The organism is Myroides sp., assembly GCF_032073645.1.
In the GTDB taxonomy this organism is placed as follows: Bacteria; Bacteroidota; Bacteroidia; order Flavobacteriales; family Flavobacteriaceae; genus Flavobacterium; species Flavobacterium odoratimimum.
Window position 1 is genome coordinate 54,293 of the sequence record NZ_DAMANB010000003.1, and the last position, 23,030, is coordinate 77,322.

Genomic DNA, 23,030 nt, shown 5'->3' on the forward strand with positions numbered 1-23,030 from the left:
TTATTGTTTATTCTGTTAGTCTAATCTTTATTCTTTAATTTGGTATATCTCTGGTATATTTCTACCATATTTATCATAGTCCATTCCATATCCTACGATAAACTTATTCTCAATCTCAAAAGCTACATAATCTAAATGAATATCTTTCGTATACGCCTCTGGTTTTAGACATAGTGTACATATACGTACTTCACTAGGTTTATGTTGATCAAATAATTTCTTTAACGCTACTAGTGTATTCCCAGTATCTACGATATCTTCTATAATAACCACTCTTCTATCAGTTACATCTATATCAAGTCCTAATAACTGATTAACTTGATTAGTTGATTGAGTTCCTATATATGAAGCCATTTTAACGAAACTCATTTCACATGAGCCCTTATAGTGCTTCACCAAATCAGAAATAACCATAAACGAACCGTTTAGAACCCCTATAAATACAGGAACATCTCCGTTCATATCCATTTCTATTTGTTCTGCGATTTCACGCAATCTAGTATCAATCTGCTCCCTAGAAATAAAAGGAACAAACACTTTATCCAATACTTGTATTTCCATTGTGTCAAAGTTGTTCGTAATTTGCAAATATACAAAAAGAATACAGGTTTATTCGTTTCTATGCAAAGGATTTAACCTAAATAACCAAAAAATAAACCTCAATAATTTACTTTTTGGCCTTTTGTTTTTAAAAACAAAAAACGTAGCGCTATTACACGCTACGTCTAAAACAAACTAATTCAATCTAACTCTAAAACCAAAGTTTATAGTTCTATCGTTAAGATTATTTTCACTACTTAAAACGTAATTTCAATTTTAATGAGCCAATTCACAACTCATAACCTACCAAATATAAGTTAATTTTTTTAACTAAAAAATATTTATTTAATATTTTATTACCATACTGAAATCAAAAATAACCAATCAATACCCCATAAAACTACAACTATCATCAAACAAACAACATATTAACTAAAAATTAATCACAAAAACCTCCTTTATTAACTATACAAATAACACTTCTTTAAAAAACTTTTCACACTATTTCTTACGAGAATATAATTCTATTCTTATCAAACTCTCATTATCTCTTCTACGATAGCTTGTCATACTTAGATATAGCGGATAAAACTCTTACTTCCACATAAAAAATATCTCAATCCATCATTAATACATTCATACCCTTTGAACTATTCCTCTATTCTCCATTCATATATACCTTGATCAGTAAGTGATATCAATCTGCTCGGGTAGTGATAGGCTATTTTTGGTACTTTTAAGCCGACCAAATGCCTATCACTAGCCGACCACATGCCGACCACCTCTCCCAAAAAGGTAAAAAAGACACATCTTCCCCTATAATCTTTACACCTATATTATATATCACCTCCATCCAATAACATACTCTAGATAACCAGACTAAGCTCTTCAAAATCATTTTTAAATAGAATAAGCACTTTCCAAAATCAATGTTCATTACATCTTACCCTTAAATATAAAACCAAACTAGGCATGAGGTGAATTTTAGACTTACTCTTTTATATTTTTAAATTATCTTTGCTCAATAACAATACAACTACACAATGAATTACTTTTCTACTGATTTCCGTTTGGGAATATTAGGAGGAGGTCAATTAGGTAAAATGCTCCTATATGACACTCGTAAATTTGACATCGCTACCAATGTACTAGACCCTAGTAAAGATGCCCCTTCTCAGTATGGAGCACATCAGTTCTTCCAAGGGGATTTAATGGATTTTGAAACTGTTTATCGCTTTGGTAAAACAGTAGATGTCTTAACGATCGAAATAGAAAATGTCAACTTAGACGCACTAGATAAGTTAGAAGAAGAAGGGCTTAAAGTATTCCCTTCTCCTAAGACACTTCGATTAATCCAAAATAAAGGAAATCAAAAAGATTTCTATACTACTCATAATATCCCAACTGCTCCTTATAAGAGATTCTCTGATATAGAAGCTCTAAAAACAGCAGCTACAGCTAATGAAGTAACGATGCCATTCGTATGGAAGTCAGCTCAGTTTGGGTATGATGGTAATGGAGTAAAAGTAGTTCGCACGATTACTGACTTAGATGCACTACCTAATGTAGAGTGTATCGCTGAAGTGATGGTTCCTTTTAAAAATGAATTAGCTGTTATCGTAGCTCGTTCTGCTTCTGGAGAAATCAAAACATACCCTGTAGTAGAAATGGAGTTCCACCCAGAGGCTAACCAAGTAGAATATGTGATTTGTCCTGCGCGTATCGATAGCGCTGTAGCAGATAAGGCAAGAGCTATCGCTCTTCAAGTTTCTGAAAAATTTAATCATGTAGGTTTATTGGCTGTGGAGATGTTCCAAACGCAAGATGACGATGTACTAGTGAATGAAGTGGCTCCTCGTCCTCATAACTCTGGACACTACTCTATAGAGGCAAGCTATACTTCTCAGTTCGAACAACACATCCGTGCTATTCTAGATTTGCCTTTAGGGAATACAGATAGCAAAGTGGCTGGTATCATGGTAAACTTAGTAGGTGCTGAAGGCTATACAGGACAAGTGTATTATGAAGGAATGGAAGATATCTTAGCGATAGAAGGTGTGACTCCTCATATCTATGGCAAACGCGAGACTCGTCCTTTTAGAAAGATGGGACATGTAACGATCGTGAATAGCGATATGATTAAAGCTAGAGAAATAGCTCAGCAAGTAAAAGAAACTATTAAAGTAATCAGCAAATAAATCTTATGAAAATAGCAGTAGTAATGGGCAGTACATCTGATATGCCTGTAATGCAAGATGCAATCAATATTATTAAAGAATTCGGTGTAGAAGTAGACGTGGATATCGTATCTGCTCACAGAACACCTGAGAAACTAGTAGACTTCTCTTCTAATGCTCATAAGCGTGGTATCAATGTGATCATCGCAGGAGCAGGAGGAGCAGCACACTTACCTGGTATGGTAGCTTCTATGTCTCCACTTCCTGTGATCGGAGTACCTGTTAAATCTAGTAACTCTATCGACGGATGGGATAGTGTACTATCTATCTTACAGATGCCTGGTGGTGTACCTGTAGCTACAGTAGCCCTTAATGGTGCTAAAAATGCTGGTCTTCTAGCGATACAGATATTAGGTAGTCAAAATGAAGACCTTCGCAATAAGATGGTAGACTATAAAAATGGATTAAGAGAAGCGGTGCTTAAAGCAGCAACTGAAATAAAAGGTCTTTAGACCTTTTATTTAAATTAAGAATTATAAATTAAAAATTAAGAATCATCACCCTACGGGTGAGGGATGACTCAGCAACTTAAATATAACCGAAATATAGAGTAAGTATATTACTTCATATTTCGGTTATTATTACTTTAAAACCTATAACTACCTTGTTACTTTATGAAGCAAGAAAATATAATACAGACTAAAACTTATGATTTTGCTGTAAGAACCATACGCCTATATAAACATCTATCTGCGACTAAAAAAGAATATGTACTAAGCAAACAACTTCTTCGTTCTGGTACTTCTATAGGTGCTAATGTTGAAGAAGCCCTTGGTGCACAGACAGAAAAAGACTTCTACGCTAAATTATCTATTGCTTATAAAGAAGCTCGTGAAACTCATTACTGGATTAGATTATTAGCAGACACAGACTTTTTGACTATTCGTGAGAAAAACAGCTTACTTCAGGATTTAGATGAGATTCTAAAAATCATTGGTAGTATCAGAATTACTATACAAAATAAAGAAAGAGTTACACAGAATAAATAGGTATTTAAGCACTTTCTTAATTCTTAATTCTTAATTCTTAATTAAAGAAACAGGCTGTGTTGGCATGCTGTTAATATATCTCTGACGATTCTACTTATAGGAGAGCTATTATTCACTCCGTACATCCCAAGATAAGGTAAATGCTGTATCACCTCATCTCTCCCTTGATACACCACTTCTTTACACAGTTTATCTATAGTATTACACTCTTCTTCTGTCAGTTCAATACCTTCTTGTACTTTCTGCCATGTAGTAGATGCTAAATCATAAAAAGCTTCTCTACGCGCGTGATATGCTGTCTGTAGTTTCACTAACAATTCTGTCTGGAACTGTTCATAAACACCTCCTTTGAGTTTATTAAAATATACCTCTACTTCTTGTAGAAAGTGGTATTGCATTCCCAACTGATTCACAGCTAATGTAAACTTCGCAAACGGATAAAAAGGAAACTTATAAAGTGGGGTGTCGATAGTACATGCCTCACTCGTGATACTAAAGCTACGTGATTTAGGTACGCATAATCCTTCTGCCACGATAGAATGACTCCCTGTAGCTCTTAGTCCTAAGGTATCCCAACTGTTCTTAGTTGTTACTTCAGAAGGCAAAAAGAAAAATGACTTATACACAGGTCTTCCTTCTGCATCATACTGCAATTCCCCATTGACTTCAAGATGACAATTCGCTGTAAAAACTGTACAATGCTGTAGTCCTGTAACGATATCCCAAGTCCCATTGATAAGGTAATATTCTCCTTCTTCTCTTGCTACTCCACTTACCTTACCACTACCTCCAAAACACACCTTAGCGTCTTGAAAGACTTTATTACTTTCATTAGGATCTAAAAAGCCTACAAACATATTAGCTCCTGCACATAGCGTCACTGTCCATCCTAAACTCCCATCTATAGTAGCTAATTGCTCTTCTACCCTTAGTGCATCTATAAAGTCTAGTTCTAATCCATTATATTGTTTAGGCACAAATAGGTTGAATAAATTGTTTCTATACAGCACTTCTAGTTGTTCTGTTGTTAGATGACCTAATTGTTCTGCTGTAGTTATATTGTCTTTAAGTATTTGCACATCGGCATCACTTAGATACTGTCTCATAATATGTTGTTTTGTCAACAACAAAGCTACCGCATTAAAACACTTTAAACAAAAAAGACCTCATCAGTAATACTGATGAGATCTCTTCAAATTGCTCTATTTTTCTCTATTCTAAATTTTCTGGTAATAATAAACTAAACTGACTCGCTGTGAGAATATCTCCTATGATACGGTTCATCTCTGTAGTATAATTCATCGCTCCCATACCTAAATAAGGCACGACTTTCAGAACAGCATTACGTCCTTTATAGACTAGACCTTTGCACATCTTCTCAATATCAGCAGTAGTCTGTTCTGTTAACTTCCCATTTAATGCTATCTCATCACTAGAGGACTGAGCTAATCGATAAAAGGCTGCTCTTCTCTCAAGGAATTTCTCTTCATATTGATAGAACAATTCATCCTTAAACTCAAAGTATTTATTATACAACTCTCCTGTAAAGTACTTTCTTAGTTCATCCATAAAATGCTCTTGCATGCCCAAATGATTTGCAGTCAAGGTTAACAATGCAAACGACATAAATGGATAGTGATAGGTCTGCTCGTTGATAACAGGATGATTACTATCTATCTCAAATGCACGATTACTACTTACCCTAAAGTCTCTGATATTGACACTGTGACTCGCAGTAGCTTTTAACCCGACAGACTGCCAATCTTCAATAACATTAATCTCCTTAGGAAAGAAGAAAAACGTTTTAAAATAAGGCGAACCATCTTCCTTATAAAGCAATTCTCCTTTTTCTTCAATATGACAGTTCAAGGTCAATACGGTACAATGTGGTAATCCGACGATATAATCCCAAGTACCATTCACTATATACCCATCTCTGGATACCTTAGCGATACCATCTATCTGTCCACTCCCTCCAAAACACACCTTTGGATCTTGGAAAATCATTTTGGCAAGAAAGCTTTCTAAATATCCTACGAACATATTAGCACCAGCACACATGGTCACTGTCCACCCTAGACTACCATCTATTCTGGCCAACTGCTCTTCTACCTGCAAAGCTTCAATCAAACTAACTCCTAGGCCTCCTAAATATTCAGGCACAAACATATTAAACAACTTATTATCATAGATAACTTGTAGTTGCTTATCCGTTAATGTACCTAATCTAATAGCTTCATTTACTTCACTTCTCAGAATGTCTACATCCTTTGATGATATTTCCATCATAACATATTGATTAATTATCTATTACAACAAACATATTAATTTAAAAATTGATTAATATGTGATTATTCACACCTAGTGCAAAAAACATTCCAATATTATTAACTAACCATTATTTAAAAAAAACTTACTTTTATAGTATAAAAATAAATTAGAAAATATGTCGGCATTGAACAATCCATTTAACACCGTACATGGTACAGCACCATTTACTCAAATTAAAACGGAAGACTATATACCTGCTTTCAAAAAAGCAATACAAGATACAAAAGCAGAGATAGACACTATTACGGCTAACGTTGCAACACCTACTTTTGAGAATACACTAGAGGCATTAGCCTACTCAGGGATGGAATTAGATGTATTGTCTAATATCTTCTTTAACCTGAACTCTGCAGAGACCAACGATGAGATGCAGAAAATAGCACAAGAGGTAGCTCCTATGTTATCTGCATTAGGCAATGATATTTCTTTAAACGAAGAGTTATTTAAACGTGTAAAAGCAGTTTATGAGCAAAAGGAGACACTGAACCTTACTATAGAACAAGAAACCTTATTGACAAAGAATTATAAAAGCTTTGTCCGCAATGGTGCATTGTTATCAGAAGATAAAAAAGAAAGATTAAGAGCAATAGATGCAGAACTGTCTACTACAGCCCTAAAGTTTGGAGAAAACGTATTAGCAGAAACACATAAATACCAACTGCACATCACCGAGGAGAAAGACTTAGCTGGTCTTCCGGAAGGTGCTATAGAAGAGGCAAGAGCTTTAGCAGAACAAGAAGGTAAAGAGGGATGGATATTCACATTAGACTATCCCAGTTATATCCCTTTTATGACCTATGCTGATAATCGTGAGTTGCGTAAAGAGATGGCTATCGCTTCAGGTAAAAAAGCCTTTCAAGATAATGAACACAACAATGAAGCGAATGTCTTAAAAATCGTAAACCTACGTCATGAGAGAGCTAATCTACTGGGATATGCTACACATGCTCACTTCGTATTAGAAGAGCGTATGGCACAGAGCCCAGATAAAGTTAATGCTTTCTTAGAAGAGTTATTAGCAAAGGCTAAGCCTGCTGCTGATAAAGAGTTTGCTGAATTAACTGCTTTTGCTCAAAAAACAGACAAAGTAGATGTCTTAGAGAAATGGGATGGTTCATACTACTCTGAGAAGTTAAAACAAGAGCGCTTTAGCTTAGATGATGAATTACTTAAACCATACTTCCAATTAGAGAATGTATTAGACGGTGCTTACCAAGTAGCAAATAAGCTATACGGATTAGTTTTTACAGAAGTACAGACTATAGAGAAGTATCATGCAGATGTACGTACATTTGAGGTAACGAACGAACAAGGGGATTTCATAGCAGTATTCTATACAGACTTCTTCCCACGTAAAGGAAAGAGAAACGGTGCATGGATGACTTCATTCAAAAACCAATATATCAAAGATGGTATCAATGAAAGACCACATATCTCTATCGTATGTAACTTCACTAAGCCAACTGCGACTAAGCCATCGCTACTTACCTTTAACGAAGTGACTACTCTATTCCACGAGTTTGGGCATGCACTACACGGCATGTTAGCAAATACCACTTACCCATCTCTATCAGGAACTAATGTGTATTGGGACTTCGTAGAATTGCCAAGCCAAGTGATGGAGAACTGGTGTTATGAGAAAGAAGCTTTAGAGCTATTCGCTAAACACTATCAGACAGGAGAGACTATCCCTATGGAATTAGTAGAAAAAATCAAAGAGAGTGCGAGCTTCTTAGAAGGAATAGCTACAGTACGTCAGTTGAGCTTCGGTCTATTAGATATGGGATGGCATGGGCAAGACCCTACTGCTATCACGAGTCTAAAAGACTTCGAAACAAAACAATTTGCCTCTACTCAACAATATCCTGATGTAAAAGAGAATGCAATGAGTACTTCATTCTCCCATATCTTCCAAGGTGGTTACTCATCTGGATACTACAGTTATAAATGGGCAGAGGTATTGGATGCTGATGCATTCGCATACTTCAAAGACAATGGCATCTTCAATAAAGAAGTAGCTACTAAGTTTAAAGATTATGTGTTGTCTCAGGGAGGTACTGATCACCCAATGACATTATACAAAAAATTCAGAGGTCAAGAACCTACTCCGGATGCTTTATTAAAAAGAGCAGGATTGTTATAATAGACAGACAAAAGGAAGCTAATTAGCTTCCTTTTTTTATCTTTATAGGTATAATTAGTATTTTATGTCGATTAGCTCAACTACTTCTATTAAAAATAAGTTTACCCTAAAAAAGGGTGACTATCTCTGTCAAATGGGAGATATTAATACTAACTTGTATTATATAGTAAATGGTTGTGTTCAATTATATATTTTAGATAATAATGAGGAACGTATCATTCGCTTCGGATATAAAGGAAGTACAATCTGTGCTTTAGACAGTTTAATTACTCAACAGCCTACTATCTATTACTTACAAGCCATCAGACAAACAGAAGTCATTATACTATCTTCTGAAGAAACGACTAGATTACTAAACGATATGGAAGGAATAAAGAAACTTATTATTCAGTTTCAAGAAAGAGAAATAGACTTACTAACAGATTCTCCTATTCTTCGATATCAAAGAGTCTTAAAACGATCTCCTCTACTATTTCAAGAAGTTCCACAAAAGTATATTGCTCGTTACTTACGAATGACAGCTGAAACTCTATCTCGACTTAAAAATCTTGATTTGAATCAAGATTTAGATTAATCCTTTACTAGACTTTTGTAGTATAAAATTATTAATGATGACTAACCAACAAGTATTAGATAGATTATGCTTGCTTACAGATAAGCATTTAGAGCAGTTGCAATACATAAAGAGACTTAGTACAGAACAGCTTAACTATAAACCAACAGTAGAATCATGGAATATATTACAGTGTATTGCACATCTTAACTATTACTTTGATTTTTACTTACCTCAATTTAAAAGTGCAATGAATGGTAAAAAGAGAGAACAGCTACTATTTAAATCAGGAGTGATAGGTAAGTACTTTGCCAATATATTATTATACAAAGAGAATCAAAAGCCTATTAAAAGCCCTAAACAGACTAATCCAATAGATAAGATCATCTCTAAAGATGTAATTATCACCTTTGAAGCCAACTTGATTGCTCTGAAAGATATTATAAAAAAAATGCCACAAGAAGTAGTAAACAATAGAGCGATTGTAACGATGTTTTCTAATTGGTACAAACTCAATGTAGGAGATAGCTTGCGCATTGTAGTGTATCACAACGATAGACACTTTCATCAAATACAGAAGTTACTGCCATAAAAACAAAAACTCCCATTGTATTGTTACAATAGGAGTTTTCTTTTAAAGTACATTATTCATTATAAAAAACACTCTTCACTATAAGTATAAGCATCTAGTGTAACAGGTATTTTATTAGCCTCTTTAAGATCATGTTGTACCTCATTGTAACGCTCGATATCAGCATCCGCTTTAGGATCCTTTATACTCTCTAATATTGCATTGATACGGTCAAACTCGCGTTGTTGATCAGCTTTAAGATATCCTTCTGCTACTTTACATACTTCTTTAAAAGTTTTACCTCCTACTTCTTTTAAGAAAGCTGCGTCTGTCTTATCATGGTCTATTCCCTCATCTTCTGTATAGATGACATTCATATTTCCGATGATTTGTATTGCCTTTTGAAGACGCAATTGATCTGCATCTCCTAAAGTTACCATCATCTTATCTTCAGAATCCATATAGGCATCCATATTGTCTGCGGCTAACTTTAAGTCAGCTGTCTCTGGCTGTATTTGAGGAGTCACGATTTGAGTCTCTTCTACTACTTCTGTTTGCACCTCTTTATCCTTGCAACTAACCGTCAAAAGTGCTAGTGCAAATAATGTAATCCCTACTTTTTTCATACCTATCGATTAATATGACAAATGTAAAAACATACCTAGTCAATATGCAATAGCTATAAACAGCTATTTTACATCCACAAAAAAAGGGAGAGGCAATCACTACCTCTCCCTTCACCAAAACAAAACCACTATAAAAATATAGTCTCCTTACTTATTATGAAATTTATTATTATGCTAGATCTCCAAACTTCCCAGAGTTAAAGTCATCTACTGCTTGTACTAACTCATCTGTTGTATTCATTACGAATGGTCCATAATGTGCTATTGGTTCATTTAAAGGTTCTCCTGAGATTACTAAGACTACAGCATCTTTAGTAACTTCTACTGTAAACTCTTCTCCTTCTCTCTCCATGTGAGCCACATGATCTGTAGCTACTACTGTTCCATTTACTTTTACTTCACCTTCTAATACTAACAATAAGGTAGTATACCCTGAAGGAAAGCTAAAGTTAGTACTTGTACCTACTTTTGCTTTTAAATTGTACATGTGAATAGGCGAGAATGTAGAAGCTGTTCCTTTAGTCCCATTATAATCTCCTGCTATCACTTCTATTATTCCCTCTCCATTAGACAATGTATATTTTGCCATTTTATCATGTTCTATTGCTTGATACTTAGCAGGTCCTTTCTTATCTTCTCTCTTTAAGTTCACCCATAACTGTACCATTTGAAACTCACCACCTGTTTTACTCCATTCTGTTTCATGAAACTCTTTGTGTAAAACTCCAGACGCTGCAGTCATCCACTGTACATCACCTTCCCCTATGATACCTCCACCACCGCTGCTATCTCCATGCTCTACACGTCCTTTATACGCTATTGTTACAGTCTCAAATCCTTTATGTGGGTGTACTCCTACACCTCTTGGGATTTCTGAAGGCCCAAATGTGTATTTAGAATTATAATCAAACATGATGAAAGGATCCATCTGTTGCATATTCATATTAGGCATACTTGGAATAAAGTTGTGCACTCTAAAACCATCTCCTACAAAGTGTGCTGGTTGTGGTTTTACTACTTGTTTAATATTTCTTGTTTTCATATCTCTTTGTTTTTTGTATTACAAATTTACAACCTCATCACCCCTTAAACACTTAACCTACAACAAGAAGTATACCTCATAAAAAAGGAGGTTTACCTCAGCAAACCTCCTTCTGTTTATTTATCTAGCTACACTAGTTCTTAATCTCTACTCTGATGCCTTCACTATGAGCACTTAGCTCTGGTGCGTACATACTCTGCATGGTTGTAATACCATTCGAGAATTGACCACTTACATTAGCTCTTAACTCATACTCGAATACATAACTTCCTTTTCTCAACCTCGATATAAAGAAATTCGTAGATGCGTCCCTCGTTTCTTCATAGTATCCGAACTCTCCTTTCCATCTATACCCTGATAGTACATTCGTAGGTTCAAAGCCACTAGCACGCATATCTTTTAAGTGAACATAGTCCATATTCCTATCTGTACTTATCTCTAAACGTACTGTCACCACATCACCTACTTTAATTGGAGACTCCTTAGTGATCTCACGTAGTACTTGACCTTGCTCTGTATTCGCTTTTATATATAGTTTTTTAGTTAACTTAATACCTGTCTCTGCAGCATTAATAGCATCTAAATCTTCGAAGTACTGCCAGTACATCGCGCCATAAGCAATACCAGGAGATGTCTTATTTACTTCTACAACACCTTTTTTAGCTGTCAGCTCAGCTTTAGTCCAACTTTGTTTGATATAACCACTACCCGCCTGAGCATTTGCTTCTGTGTCCATAGGATATCCTCCTACTTTTACTTCAAGACCTTGCTCTGCATCTAACCAAGACTTACCTGTATTTAATAAGGCATATACAGCCTTTGTAGTTGCTTTAGTAGATCTCCATCCAGTAGTTTGTTTATTCTTTAGTAACCAAACTTTCATCTGTTCTATCGCATTAGCGTATCTCTCTTTATTTACCTCGTTGGTAGCTTCTAGAATTGCTACTTGGGTTTCGATAGGAGCCTGATACCATAACCATCCTGCAGTATTATTCTTCCAATACATTCCCATCTCATCAGACTCTACTGCTGTCTCCATAATCCCCTTAACAATACTCTCTGCCTTTTTATCAGAACCAAATCTCTTTGCTATCACAGCTCGTATAGCCTCTTGATAAAGATTATTAGCAGGTTTCTCGCTCTCGATACTTTGACGAATAGCTGTTATCATCGGAGAGTATTTTTCATTGATACCGAAGTCTCCTATAAAGTAACTACGTGCATATAAATAGTGTGTACCTAAGCTAGGAACTTTACCTTTTACACCAAACTTCACTTGCTCTTCATAATCTTTATATTGTGCCTGATCCATATACTCTATTGCTCTCTTTAGCATCTCGATATAATTCACATCACTTGCCCAAGGCGCATCCATTGCACCTATGCGTTTCAGATTACCAAAACCTTCTACAATAGTTTGTGTAATATAGTTATCTGATTTACCTCCTTTAAACCAAGAGAATCCTCCATCTTCGTTTTGTTGATCGATTAACTTATCAATATCCGACTGAAGATCATATTGCATTTTATTCAAATCAAACAAGACTGCCATACGCTTCATTTGCTCAGCCTCACTTGTTGCTTCTCTAACCCATGGCGACTCAGCTAACAGTACACTCTTCAACTCTTGATTCTGTTCTAGTTTAGAAGACATTTCTCCTTTTACATTCCATTGATCGAAGACAGTCTTAATCTTAGGATTGTCATTTAATATCTTCGTTGCAACAGCATTAGCAAACACTTTACTAAACACTTGCTCTGAGCTATCATAAGGATATTCTTGTAAGTATGGTAAAGCAAACACAGCATTCCAAATCGGATTAGTCGTTAACTCTAATGTCAGTTTATGATTCTGCAGTGTATTGCTTCTATTCGCTTCATACTCTTTAAACTTGAATATCTTATTCTGTCCTTCTTTGATATAGATAGGCATTGTCTCTGTTACTAGCATTCTATTAGTCAATACTGGTAGTACAGACTCTTCTCCATCACTATAATTATCTGACACAGCTACTATTCTACACGATACTACATCTACACTATTCGGAACTTCTATATTCCAACTTACAGCACTTGACTCTTCCTTATTGACAGAGAACTCTCCTGTTTTCTCTACCAACAACTCATTCGTATAAGCATTAAACAGTTGAAGAGTAGCTTTTCCTTTTCTATTAGCATCAGATAGGTTAACTACTTTAGTAGATAACGTTAACTTATCTCCTTGTCGTAAGAAACGAGGTAAGTTAGGCACTACCATTAACTCTTTTTGAGTTACTACTTCTTTTTCTGCATAGTCACTACGCAAATCCTTAGTATGAGCAAAAGCCATAAACTTCCATTTAGTCAAAGCTTCAGGCATTGTGAACTCAAACTTCACATCACCATTCTCATCTGTCTTTAGTGTAGGGTAAAAGAAAGCTGTCTCTTGTAAGTTTTTACGAATAGTCGGTGCAGGGGCATCCGTTTTTTCTACACTGTTACCTCCAGTACTTACGTCCTTAGACTCATTCATAGAAGCATCTTCTTTTAACTCCTCCTTAAACGCAACAGTTGGAGCAACTATGTTTTCAGCCATTGCATCTCCACTCACCTTACTCATCCCTCTCACTCGCATTGTTCCAGAACCAATTCTTACTTTAGGTTGGAAGTTTAAGCCGTAAGTATTAAATACGATTGGTCTATCTATTATAAACTTAGTATAATCAACTGTCTCACTTGCTAATGAATTAAAGTAACTTATTCCCTTGATATTACTAAAATCATACATACTAAATGAAGGTCTGTTGTAATAATGTACAGGAACCTTAAGAGTAGTATTTAGACTATGTGATATGAACTGATCTAAAGAAGCATCATACATAGTAGCCAATATTTCAGATACCACTTGCTCCTTCTCCTTACCTTTTACTCTTAAAGACCACTTTTCTTTAGCTCCTGGTTCTACCTTATCTCTAAAGGACTCAATAACTAAAGACAGTTTACTCTCTTCTCCTTTTAGAGCAACACTAGCCGCATCTTGTGCTGCTATATTGTGCTTTAATGCTAAGGCATAAACATCTACTACCTTATAATCCTGTTTAATAGGAATATCTATTGACGAACCTCTCTTATTGATCTTCATCACTTTTTGATAAACCTGTTTACCGTTTGCTTTTACTTCTACGAATGCATACGTATTATTCTCAGCACTGCGTATCTCTACACTAGCCTTATCTCCTACTTTATATACTTTGTCCTCTGCTTTTAATTCTACTAAGACCTTTGATGGCTCTTTTGACTCCTCATTTCTTAATGTAAAGCGTTTCTCTATCTCATTCTTCTCACCGTTCTCGTATACATATCCCTTAACGATATACGCACCCGAAGACAATTGTTTAGCTCCCTTAAATACCACCTCTTTTGTATCTGCTGTATTAAATGATGTACTAAACACAGAATTACCTATTCCCCATTGCGCAGTATCTTTCTCATCTCCGTAATCTAAATGAGGGAATAGAGAGACAAACTCATTGTAATCATACAACTTATAATCTCCTTTATCTAAACCAAAATTATCAGAGATACGCTCAGGATTAGGAGCTAAAAGAGGAAATATACTTAACTCCCCTTGAGAAGCGTAGTCTATCCCATTTAAGTTCTTCGTACTAATCGTAAACTTACTCAAATCCTTTACTGTAGAAATAAAAGGAAGATTAACAGCTAACTCTATATTCTTCTCTCCTACTACAACATCTATACTACTGCTATGTGTTTCTCCATTCTGGTCTATTACATCTGCATAGACAAAATAAGTAAAGGTACGAGGCAGCTTACTTTCTTTTTCTTCTTTAGGCAACGCCTTAAAGCTGATAGTAAACTTTCCTTTCTCATCCGTTATTGTCTCTCCCTGAATCATTGTCTCAGGATTCAGATATCTACTTGGGTAGTAAGGTCCACATATCCAATAAGGCCATATCTCTTGTCGTTCTACTCTATAGATTACTTTCGCCTTATCTATATTAGCCCCTAAGAAAGCCTTTGCACTTCCTTCTACTATTACCTCCTCATTTAGCTTATAGATCTCTTTAGGTTTTTCGAACTCTACTTCAAACTTCGGACGCTTATACTCTTCTACTGATAGATGACTCCATCCTACAGTCTCCTCTCCTAATATGACTTCAACACTATAATTACCTAATCTACCTACAGATGGCAATACAAACTGTCCACTCACAGAACCAAACTCATTGGTCAACAGTTGTTGTGTAGTCAATTCCTTTCCATTAGGATCATATAGCTTTATAGATACTTGTGCCTTAGCTACGACCTGCTCACTTAGCTTACTCTTTTTAGAAACTATAGATTTAAAATATAAGACTTGTCCAGGTCTATAGATACCTCTATCTGTTAGTACAGTCGCTTTATACTGTACATTATCTTCTTTTTCTTCTTGCTGATAACGATTGTATACATAAGAAGAATAATATACCTCTTCCCCTTTTATATTAGCATAGAGATATCGATCAGATTTAGCAAAATCAAGATTAGCCTCTCCATTCGAATCTGTCGTTATCACCGTTTCCCAATAATTACTATTAGTTCGCTTCTCATCTTCATTAGCGATGTGAATACTAATATTGCTTAATGGCTTACCTGTTCTTCTATTATAAGCACGTAATTTCCCTTCGTTTATTTCTATAATATTAGGTGTCACATTGACTAGGCTCACTTGTACATCCGACTCCCCTTCTTTAATCTGATCAAAAGGCACATTAGAAAATGCTATAAAGTATCTACCTGCCTCTAACGGATGTAATGCTACCACAGTCTTGTGCATTTCATAATCAGTGAAGGTACTCAACTGCAATGCATAAGTATCTATAGAAGTATATTCCTTATCTAATCTGTTATATGCCTCTATCCCCTTATGAAAGGGTACATTGTTACTTCTCTTAGCCTGGTTGTTCTTATACACGCGCACATATAACTTATCCCCATTCTGATGTCCTATGCTCACAGGTATAGCCTGCTTATCTAGCACATACTTATTGATATTATAAGTGTATTGTTTGCGTTCTGTATACTTCTTCAGTGCACTTAAGTTCTCTGCCGTCTTGGTATTAGGAAATAACTTTACAGCCTTATCTATTAGAGCTACTAGTTCTACTCCATTTAGATAATTAGCATATCCCTCATACACAAGAGGCTCATTAGGATACGCTGCTAATAAGCTTTCGAACTTCTCTTTTCTATCCTCACTAGATTCTATAGTAGCTGCTAGATACATCTCTACATACACATAGAGTGTAGGATCATTCTTAGCTTTTACATCTTTTAGAAGAGATGCTTTTAACTCTTCCTCCTTTTGCTCTAGTGTTCTACGTTCTTCATCTGACAAATCAAATGAGTTATACTGTAGATTGTCTAAATAATTTAGACGCAATGCATCATACACTGTCAGTTTAGTCCTATTAACACCTAAGTTAGAAACATTAGAGCTAAACATATCTCCCCAATTACCAATAGATTCTCCTTGTTCTTTAGCTGCTAGAGAAAGTCCACTTTGATAATACTTTTCTATTTCTTTCTTAAACTCCTCAGCAGTCCAGTATGCAACACCAGAAGCTGTACTTTGTTCTAAAGTTGTTCTACCTCTAAGTTTATATTTATTAGCAGTGTAATAAAGCTTAAATATTTCAGCGATATACGTGTCGATAATAGCCTTATTAATTCCTTTAGCATTTCTTCTTTCTTCAGCGAATTGCTTAATGACTGTATTGACATCATACTTATCATCTTCACTGACTAAGATATTCACTCTTGCCTCATAGAACATTGCCTTAATCATACTAGGATAGTCATTGTGTCTTTTAGACAACTTCTTTACTTCCTGTATATTGGGCAACATGCTCTTTACCTCAGCATTCTCTTCTTGTTTCTGAATAATATTCCACAACTCTTGTATTCTCCCATTCGAGCTTTGTCCAAAGCCGATCATCGGAGCAAGAATCATAAGATACAAACCTAACTTCTTCATAGTTTTATAATTGAATCCTTAAAGATAGAGTTTTTATAAATTACTTCTAAAAACTTGTACAGCAAATGATACAAAATAGTCGTTAATCCATCATTAAATAACAACTTCTGTTCTTCTTTTTTCTAAACATTTATGTAACCTAAGCTTCACAAACGCATAATGCGAATAACTTGTATTATGCAGCATAATCGAGGTTACTTTGTGATATACAAAAACATCATTATGAAAAGAATTATTCTAAGCCTTATCTTATGTGTATCCCTAGCATCATGCTCTAGCGATGACAACAAAGTAGAACAAAAAGAAAACAAAAAGTATCAAACTGAGAATGTCGTATTACTCGTAATCGACGGCCCTAGAATGACAGAGACGTGGCAAGAAACTACACAAGCGCATATCCCTAACCGTGTTTCTCTATTAAAAGAAGGAGTTTTTATCAGCAACTTTAGAAACAATGGACTAACGAATACTAATGCAGGACATACAGCTCTTATCACAGGTGTATATGACAGTATTAAAAATAACGGTAAAGAACTTCCTACCAATCCTTCTGTGTTACAACAATGGTTAAAACAAACGAACAAAGACAGTAGCAAAGCTTGGGTTGTCGTATCTAAAGACAAATTAGAAGTACTAAACAATACTAAAAACCCAGATTGGAACAATAAATATATGCCTAAAGCAGATGCAGGAGTAGCAGGTAATGGTACAGGTTATAGAACAGATGAAGTAACTATCGAGAACTTCAAAAAAGTAATCACAACTGACAAACCTAATGTAGTTGTTATTAACCTAAAAGATGTGGATAGCTATGGACATGCTAACAAATGGAATGAATACATACAAGCTATCAAAACAACAGATCAAAGCATTAAAGATATATGGGATTTCTTACAATCTCAACCTGACTATAAAGGCAAGACAACACTAATGGTATCAAATGACCATGGTCGTCACTTAGATGGGGTAAAAGATTCTTTTGTTAACCATGGAGATGCTTGTCTAGGATGTCGTCATATCGAATTCTTCGCTATGGGGCCAGACTTTAAACAAAATACAACAATCAGTACAGGTAGTTATGAGCAAATAGATGTGGCGAATACAATGGCTGAACTATTAGGTATAAAACTAGAATACAGTAAAGGGAAAGTGATAAAAGATATCTTTAAATAAACCTATACTTTATTTCAACAAAAAGAGCTATTAGAGAAAATCTCAAATAGCTCTTTTTTTAGTTATAAGTAATAATTTATTTTCTTGGCAACAAAGGATCCACAAAGGCAATAACAGGTCTAACATATAGCTTTCTATCCTTAATAAAGCCCACATCACTCACTTGTCCTTCCACAAGCACTTTCACTGATGTTACTCCTCCAGGACTTACACTAAAGTCTTCTGACTTATACTTTTTATCCTCTACAGTAGTTAGTTCTAGATATCCCTTTAACTGGTTAGTAGTAACAGACTTCACATTGTACATGAACTGACTATACCTTTTTGAATCTCTTTGTATAACAGTATGACTCACATATTCTGTATAAGCATCTTTATCATTACTCTTAAGTCCATTGTCATCTGACGAGCAACTAACTAATAATAGCATCATCATGATCATAGACATCAATATCTTATTCATAAAGCAATTTTTATTACAAATAAACTGCACAAACAAAATAAAACACAATGCTTTAACACTACGTCAACATTAAGTATCCCATTTGTATATATCCTATAGACATTCTATCCTGCCTTTGGAAATTTATACATAGGTGGATTAAAGAAGTCTCTTGAAGGCATTCCCTTATTCGGAAATGCATCAAAATTGATAGGTGTAGCATACACTTTATAGCTTTTTACATAATCTCTTTCAACTACTACTCCTTCTTTCTTCACTAGAACTTCTCTATGTTCTCCCATACTAAGAGAAAATCTATCCGACTTTATCTTCTCATTATTTATAGTAACTATTTCTACATACCCTTGCATAGGTGTACGCACTTTAGATCTAATAGTAAAATAAAAATTAGTGTACTCCTTAGCTTTTCTAGTTTCTACAGATGTACCATTGTACTGAATACTGACATCTTTATTGCTTACTTCTAAGTCTTCTTTTGAACATCCAGTAACAAAAACCATGACTAACATCATGATAACCAAACTTATATTTTTCATGTTCTTATTATTTTAGGGCATCAAAGTAAAATAAAAACAACAAAAGTTTATACCAAAAAAATATTATTTAACGTAAATACAAAACAGAAAACAATAAAATTAAGATTAAAAAATATAGTTTATTAAAATAGTCACCAAAAAATAACCATCAATACTAGAAACTAAATATAAAAACTAGTTTACACTAATATAAAACTCACTACCACTCCTCAAATGTATAACTATGACTGAAGCTCAAATCAAAGTTTTTATATTGCTCTTTAATTAATTCTATACACTCTTCTCTAGTCCCTTCCTTCTGATAAGAGCCTTTTTTACTCACTATAGGAATATCTATAATCCACATATCATCTCTTAACCAACCAAACTGTAGTGTATCATCCTCTCCCTTAAATATTCCAATAAAAGTACCTTCTTCTGTCGACAACTTCTTAAAACACGTGATTACTTCTAGCTCTGTAGCCACCTTAGACTCGTCTCCTTCTTGCCCCTGATCAGTAAGAGCGTCATAGTAAAACAACTTTATCATATCTACCTTTTTATCTTTCAAAATTAAACAACTCTATGCAACATTTTACAACAAAAAAAGAGCATTACCTCAGCAATGCTCTTTCTTTATATCTTAGTTACTTGTGCGCTTAGGTCCTCTTGACTCTGGCCACTCTTGACGTTCTCCTTTACTGTCTAATGGAAGAACAATCTTTTCTCTAGATACCAACTCTTTCTCCTCGCTTGCTTTATAAGCCATGATAGCGATCAGAATAGCGTTGTTCTGTACGTCGTCATAAACGATTTTGTCAGCTGTATCTCTATTCGTATGCCAAGTATAGTTACCATACCCCCAGCTCAATGAACTCATCATAAACCCAGGTATATCTTTACTTACAAATGATACGTGATCTGAACCACCTCCTGAAGGCGATCCAGGGAAATGAGTCTTAATTTCTTTCTTATATTTCTCAGGCACTGCGTATAACCAGTCTGTGATATATTGATAAGAGTTTAAGAACCCTTGCCCAGAGATATTGGCCACACGTCCTGTACCGTTATCTTGGTTGAATACTACTTGTATCTTATTGTGTAGTTCTGGGTGATCTGCTACGAAAGCACGAGAACCATTTAATCCTTGCTCTTCACTTCCCCAGTTACCGATTAAGATAGTACGTTTAGGATTAGGCAATACCGCTTTTAAGATACGAGCTGCTTCCATCATCGTGATGATGCCTGTACCGTTATCCGTAGCACCTGTTCCACCATCCCAGCTATCTAAGTGTGCAGATAAGATTACATACTCATCTCCTTTCTCTCCACCTTTAAGTTCAGCTACTGTATTATATGTCTTCGCAGTACCAAGGTCTTTTGACTGTGCATTCACATGGATATGAGGTTTCTTACCATTCTCTGCTAATCGATATAGCATTCCATAATCTTCTAATGCGATATCTATAGTAGGCACTTTTTTAGTTTCTGCTCCAAAGATTCTATTAGACCCCATGATACCTGTCCAGTATGACATTATCACACCAGCAGCTCCTGCATCTTCTAATACTTTAGGCAATTCCTTAGCTGTATATCCTGTATTTTTGATACGAGTAGCCCATGCTTTCTCAGCTGCAGCTTTCTCTTCTTTCATTTTAGTATAAGACTCTTCTGTAGCAAAAGTTTGCCATTGGTAGTCTGGTCTTCCTGTAGGTTGGTGCATAGAGATCATGACATACTTTCCTTTTACAGAAGGTAACCATGCATTAAAGTCAGCCTGAGAAGCTACATCTGCTAATATCACTACTTCTCCGTCCACCCCTCCTTTTTTAGAAGCAGGGCTCCATGCCAGTTGCATTCCCTCTAATGATTTAGTACGAGGTGAAGTCATCGTGATCTGTGTAGTACCACGCTCCCATGCTTTCCATGTTCCGTATTCTTCATTACGCGCCTCGAAGCCCATAGAAGAATACTGATCCTTAACCCAATTATGTGCTTGCATCATCTGTGGTGTTCCAACTAAGCGAGGTCCGATGACATCCATTAGTTCAAATGCATATTTTTTTAACTGAGAATTAGTAGTCCCTTCTTTTACGATAGCCTCTACTATAGGATCTTGTTTTTGTGCTAATACTAGCGCACTAGACAGTAAGGTCACCCCTAGTACACTATGTGCAATCGTCTTACTGATTACGTTTGTGATTTTCATATTGGTTAGTGTTTAGTTTAAGATGGGCAAATTACACATTTTAACCATACTTCCAAGGCTAGTAATCGCCTATTTCACCATAAACACTAGATTATACAATAAAATTCACAATAATTAACCTCTATAAATACTCATCACGTAATTTTAATTACTTTTTATTACATAATTACAGTCAACCTATTCATAATACTCATACGTAATCTCCTTCTCACTCACTAGTACACTTTGTTCCACATATACTTCTTGTTTTGTAATATTCCCAAAACTATCGTACCCCTTATTCATTATCACATACTTAATATCTGTAGATGCTAGCACATCTTTCTGTATATAACCATTCTGATATCCACTATCATCATATATAAACTTCGTCAATGAGTTTATCTGTATATCCTCTCCACTCTTTGCTATCATCTGCATAGAGCTTATCTTCCCTTCTTTATCCAATGCTCCTTTTATAGTATTACTCATTGAAGGAGTATTAGCATAAGATGTAACTACAGTATAAGCCATAGGAGAAGACCACTTCTGAGTTGCTTCACTTATCACAGCTCCTTCATAATCATACCCTTTTAATAGACGTTGTTGTCCATTATACGGCTCATATTTAAGGATACCATTACTACTAAATTCTAACAACTCAGTATCTAACTCATTGTCTAAAGACTCCATCGATATCTTATATCCGTTCTCATCATATAGGCTTATTCTCTGTGACACAACATTAGAGTCAGACAGTCGTATAACCTCTGTTACAGACTTTACTCTTCCTCTGATCCCCTCTAACTTCGCATCACTATAGGGTGTAGTACTCCCCTCTGACTTACACCCTACTAGCATCACTGCTAGCACCAACATTAACTGCTTAATCATTTCTTTTTCTTTAGCTTTTTTTATTAATCGTAATATTCGTAGGTAAAGGTTTTATTAAGCACTAATACATCATCCTCGTAATGCTCTTGTACTGTTACATTTCCCTTAATATCTAGTTCTACATTTACCACTTTTAACTCTGTAGATGTATTTTTATTTAAATCATTTACTCTTAAACTAGTTAAATATCCTTCTGTATTGAACGTATTAACTGTCTCTAATCTTTTACCTGGCAAATCAGTTGAACTACTAAATTCATCTTCATACAAACTTTTTACTAAAAGCCCTTTTCCATTAAATGTTTCGGTAGTTATATTAATCAGAACTTCTTTTTCTTCACTACTTTCTCCCCACGAAATTCCTTTACTAATATTAACGCGAATACTATCTGACTGCCACTCTTCTGTCCCCTTAGCTATCTCTACTTTATCACCTAAAAAGCTTATCGTAATCCTTTTATTACCTTTATATGGTTCATAGTTCTCCATCATATTTAAAAACATAGCAACATCAGGTGCTTTTTCATCTAAAACTGACATCTTTTTAGATAGGTAATACCCCTCTTCATTATAAACATTTACTTCTTTAAAGCATGCACTTTCACCTACCCCATTCATAACTATTTCCATATTCTTCACCTTTCCTTTTAACCCATCCACTTGCCAATCTGTAGGTATTTGCCCTAAACAAGAGACAGAAATAAGTATAAAGATCAATATCAACATATTCCTCATATCGAATTTTATGTT

At 35.2% G+C, this 23,030-nt stretch carries 19 protein-coding genes; 7 read left to right on the forward strand and 12 right to left on the reverse strand.

Annotation, left to right across the window (positions count from 1 at the left end):
• Positions 1 to 27: 27 nt before the first annotated feature.
• A complete protein-coding gene (gene hpt / locus RT228_RS03275) occupies positions 28 to 561 on the reverse strand; it encodes a hypoxanthine phosphoribosyltransferase (RefSeq protein ID WP_006259520.1) in 534 nt (177 codons plus the stop codon).
• A 1,022-nt stretch (positions 562 to 1,583) separates the two neighbouring features.
• Here hpt and RT228_RS03280 point away from each other — a divergent pair.
• From RT228_RS03280 to RT228_RS03290, 3 genes are all read left to right on the forward strand, one after another.
• Positions 1,584 to 2,738, forward strand: coding sequence for a 5-(carboxyamino)imidazole ribonucleotide synthase (locus tag RT228_RS03280; RefSeq protein WP_286415803.1), 1,155 nt, complete (start codon positions 1,584 to 1,586; stop codon positions 2,736 to 2,738).
• 5 nt (positions 2,739 to 2,743) lie between these two features.
• Positions 2,744 to 3,229 carry a 5-(carboxyamino)imidazole ribonucleotide mutase gene (purE, locus tag RT228_RS03285; protein WP_025124058.1) on the forward strand — a complete coding sequence of 162 codons (486 nt, stop codon included), beginning with the start codon at positions 2,744 to 2,746 and terminating at the stop codon, positions 3,227 to 3,229.
• A gap of 162 nt (positions 3,230 to 3,391) precedes the next feature.
• Complete coding sequence (locus tag RT228_RS03290) at positions 3,392 to 3,766, forward strand: four helix bundle protein (RefSeq protein WP_016650406.1); 375 nt, start codon at positions 3,392 to 3,394, stop codon at positions 3,764 to 3,766.
• A 41-nt stretch (positions 3,767 to 3,807) separates the two neighbouring features.
• Here RT228_RS03290 and RT228_RS03295 read toward each other — a convergent pair whose 3' ends face one another.
• Positions 3,808 to 4,872: a hydroxylase gene (locus RT228_RS03295; RefSeq protein WP_313138446.1), complete on the reverse strand. Its 1,065-nt coding sequence runs from the start codon at positions 4,870 to 4,872 to the stop codon at positions 3,808 to 3,810.
• Positions 4,873 to 4,978: 106 nt separating this feature from the next.
• A complete protein-coding gene (locus tag RT228_RS03300; RefSeq protein WP_313138447.1) occupies positions 4,979 to 6,055 on the reverse strand; it encodes a hydroxylase in 1,077 nt (358 codons plus the stop codon).
• Positions 6,056 to 6,212: 157 nt separating this feature from the next.
• On the opposite strand from RT228_RS03300, the gene RT228_RS03305 reads away from it, so the two are divergent.
• From RT228_RS03305 to RT228_RS03315, 3 genes are all read left to right on the forward strand, one after another.
• Positions 6,213 to 8,240 carry a M3 family metallopeptidase gene (locus RT228_RS03305; RefSeq protein WP_006259528.1) on the forward strand — a complete coding sequence of 676 codons (2,028 nt, stop codon included), beginning with the start codon at positions 6,213 to 6,215 and terminating at the stop codon, positions 8,238 to 8,240.
• A gap of 64 nt (positions 8,241 to 8,304) precedes the next feature.
• Entirely contained in the window at positions 8,305 to 8,814 is a 510-nt protein-coding gene (locus tag RT228_RS03310; RefSeq protein WP_016650402.1) for a Crp/Fnr family transcriptional regulator, read from the forward strand.
• 37 nt (positions 8,815 to 8,851) lie between these two features.
• Positions 8,852 to 9,385, forward strand: a complete 534-nt coding sequence (locus tag RT228_RS03315) for a DinB family protein (protein WP_235811665.1) — start codon at positions 8,852 to 8,854, stop codon at positions 9,383 to 9,385.
• 59 nt (positions 9,386 to 9,444) lie between these two features.
• Here RT228_RS03315 and RT228_RS03320 read toward each other — a convergent pair whose 3' ends face one another.
• The 3 genes from RT228_RS03320 to RT228_RS03330 form a co-directional block, all read right to left on the reverse strand.
• Positions 9,445 to 9,990 carry a hypothetical protein gene (locus RT228_RS03320; RefSeq protein ID WP_006264721.1) on the reverse strand — a complete coding sequence of 182 codons (546 nt, stop codon included), beginning with the start codon at positions 9,988 to 9,990 and terminating at the stop codon, positions 9,445 to 9,447.
• Positions 9,991 to 10,159: 169 nt separating this feature from the next.
• Positions 10,160 to 11,032, reverse strand: a complete 873-nt coding sequence (locus RT228_RS03325; RefSeq protein WP_006264720.1) for a pirin family protein — start codon at positions 11,030 to 11,032, stop codon at positions 10,160 to 10,162.
• 133 nt (positions 11,033 to 11,165) lie between these two features.
• Positions 11,166 to 17,048 carry an alpha-2-macroglobulin family protein gene (locus RT228_RS03330; RefSeq protein ID WP_313138448.1) on the reverse strand — a complete coding sequence of 1,961 codons (5,883 nt, stop codon included), beginning with the start codon at positions 17,046 to 17,048 and terminating at the stop codon, positions 11,166 to 11,168.
• Between the two features lie 222 nt (positions 17,049 to 17,270).
• Between RT228_RS03330 and RT228_RS03335 the strand changes: the two genes are divergently transcribed.
• Positions 17,271 to 18,221 carry an alkaline phosphatase family protein gene (locus RT228_RS03335; protein ID WP_313138450.1) on the forward strand — a complete coding sequence of 317 codons (951 nt, stop codon included), beginning with the start codon at positions 17,271 to 17,273 and terminating at the stop codon, positions 18,219 to 18,221.
• Positions 18,222 to 18,297: 76 nt separating this feature from the next.
• Here RT228_RS03335 and RT228_RS03340 read toward each other — a convergent pair whose 3' ends face one another.
• From RT228_RS03340 to RT228_RS03365, 6 genes are all read right to left on the reverse strand, one after another.
• Positions 18,298 to 18,684 (reverse strand): hypothetical protein, encoded by a 387-nt coding sequence (locus tag RT228_RS03340; RefSeq protein WP_313138451.1) that lies wholly within the window; start codon positions 18,682 to 18,684, stop codon positions 18,298 to 18,300.
• Positions 18,685 to 18,788: 104 nt separating this feature from the next.
• The gene (locus RT228_RS03345; RefSeq protein ID WP_006264717.1) at positions 18,789 to 19,220 is read right to left on the reverse strand and encodes a hypothetical protein; all 432 of its coding nucleotides are present in this window, start codon (positions 19,218 to 19,220) and stop codon (positions 18,789 to 18,791) included.
• A 199-nt stretch (positions 19,221 to 19,419) separates the two neighbouring features.
• Positions 19,420 to 19,749: a hypothetical protein gene (locus RT228_RS03350; protein ID WP_006264716.1), complete on the reverse strand. Its 330-nt coding sequence runs from the start codon at positions 19,747 to 19,749 to the stop codon at positions 19,420 to 19,422.
• Positions 19,750 to 19,842: 93 nt separating this feature from the next.
• Positions 19,843 to 21,408: a M20/M25/M40 family metallo-hydrolase gene (locus tag RT228_RS03355; protein ID WP_313138454.1), complete on the reverse strand. Its 1,566-nt coding sequence runs from the start codon at positions 21,406 to 21,408 to the stop codon at positions 19,843 to 19,845.
• A 177-nt stretch (positions 21,409 to 21,585) separates the two neighbouring features.
• On the reverse strand, positions 21,586 to 22,281 hold the full coding sequence (locus RT228_RS03360; RefSeq protein WP_313138456.1) for a hypothetical protein: 696 nt from the start codon (positions 22,279 to 22,281) through the stop codon (positions 21,586 to 21,588).
• Positions 22,282 to 22,304: 23 nt separating this feature from the next.
• Positions 22,305 to 23,015, reverse strand: a complete 711-nt coding sequence (locus tag RT228_RS03365; protein WP_313138457.1) for a hypothetical protein — start codon at positions 23,013 to 23,015, stop codon at positions 22,305 to 22,307.
• Positions 23,016 to 23,030: the final 15 nt, after the last annotated feature.

Bases quoted from the DNA above. Each gene is read 5' to 3' on its own strand.
- RT228_RS03280 (WP_286415803.1), top strand. From the start codon at position 1,584: ATGAATTACTTTTCTACTGATTTCCGTTTGGGAATATTAGGAGGAGGT.
- purE (WP_025124058.1), top strand. From the start codon at position 2,744: ATGAAAATAGCAGTAGTAATGGGCAGTACATCTGATATGCCTGTAATG.
- RT228_RS03305 (WP_006259528.1), top strand. From the start codon at position 6,213: ATGTCGGCATTGAACAATCCATTTAACACCGTACATGGTACAGCACCA.
- RT228_RS03310 (WP_016650402.1), top strand. From the start codon at position 8,305: ATGTCGATTAGCTCAACTACTTCTATTAAAAATAAGTTTACCCTAAAA.
- RT228_RS03320 (WP_006264721.1), bottom strand. From the start codon at position 9,990: ATGAAAAAAGTAGGGATTACATTATTTGCACTAGCACTTTTGACGGTT.
- RT228_RS03335 (WP_313138450.1), top strand. From the start codon at position 17,271: ATGAAAAGAATTATTCTAAGCCTTATCTTATGTGTATCCCTAGCATCA.
- RT228_RS03345 (WP_006264717.1), bottom strand. From the start codon at position 19,220: ATGAAAAATATAAGTTTGGTTATCATGATGTTAGTCATGGTTTTTGTT.
- RT228_RS03325 (WP_006264720.1), bottom strand. From the start codon at position 11,032: ATGAAAACAAGAAATATTAAACAAGTAGTAAAACCACAACCAGCACAC.
- RT228_RS03295 (WP_313138446.1), bottom strand. From the start codon at position 4,872: ATGAGACAGTATCTAAGTGATGCCGATGTGCAAATACTTAAAGACAAT.
- RT228_RS03315 (WP_235811665.1), top strand. From the start codon at position 8,852: ATGACTAACCAACAAGTATTAGATAGATTATGCTTGCTTACAGATAAG.
- RT228_RS03360 (WP_313138456.1), bottom strand. From the start codon at position 22,281: ATGATTAAGCAGTTAATGTTGGTGCTAGCAGTGATGCTAGTAGGGTGT.
- RT228_RS03330 (WP_313138448.1), bottom strand. From the start codon at position 17,048: ATGAAGAAGTTAGGTTTGTATCTTATGATTCTTGCTCCGATGATCGGC.
- RT228_RS03340 (WP_313138451.1), bottom strand. From the start codon at position 18,684: ATGAATAAGATATTGATGTCTATGATCATGATGATGCTATTATTAGTT.
- RT228_RS03350 (WP_006264716.1), bottom strand. From the start codon at position 19,749: ATGATAAAGTTGTTTTACTATGACGCTCTTACTGATCAGGGGCAAGAA.
- RT228_RS03365 (WP_313138457.1), bottom strand. From the start codon at position 23,015: ATGAGGAATATGTTGATATTGATCTTTATACTTATTTCTGTCTCTTGT.
- RT228_RS03290 (WP_016650406.1), top strand. From the start codon at position 3,392: ATGAAGCAAGAAAATATAATACAGACTAAAACTTATGATTTTGCTGTA.
- hpt (WP_006259520.1), bottom strand. From the start codon at position 561: ATGGAAATACAAGTATTGGATAAAGTGTTTGTTCCTTTTATTTCTAGG.
- RT228_RS03355 (WP_313138454.1), bottom strand. From the start codon at position 21,408: ATGAAAATCACAAACGTAATCAGTAAGACGATTGCACATAGTGTACTA.
- RT228_RS03300 (WP_313138447.1), bottom strand. From the start codon at position 6,055: ATGATGGAAATATCATCAAAGGATGTAGACATTCTGAGAAGTGAAGTA.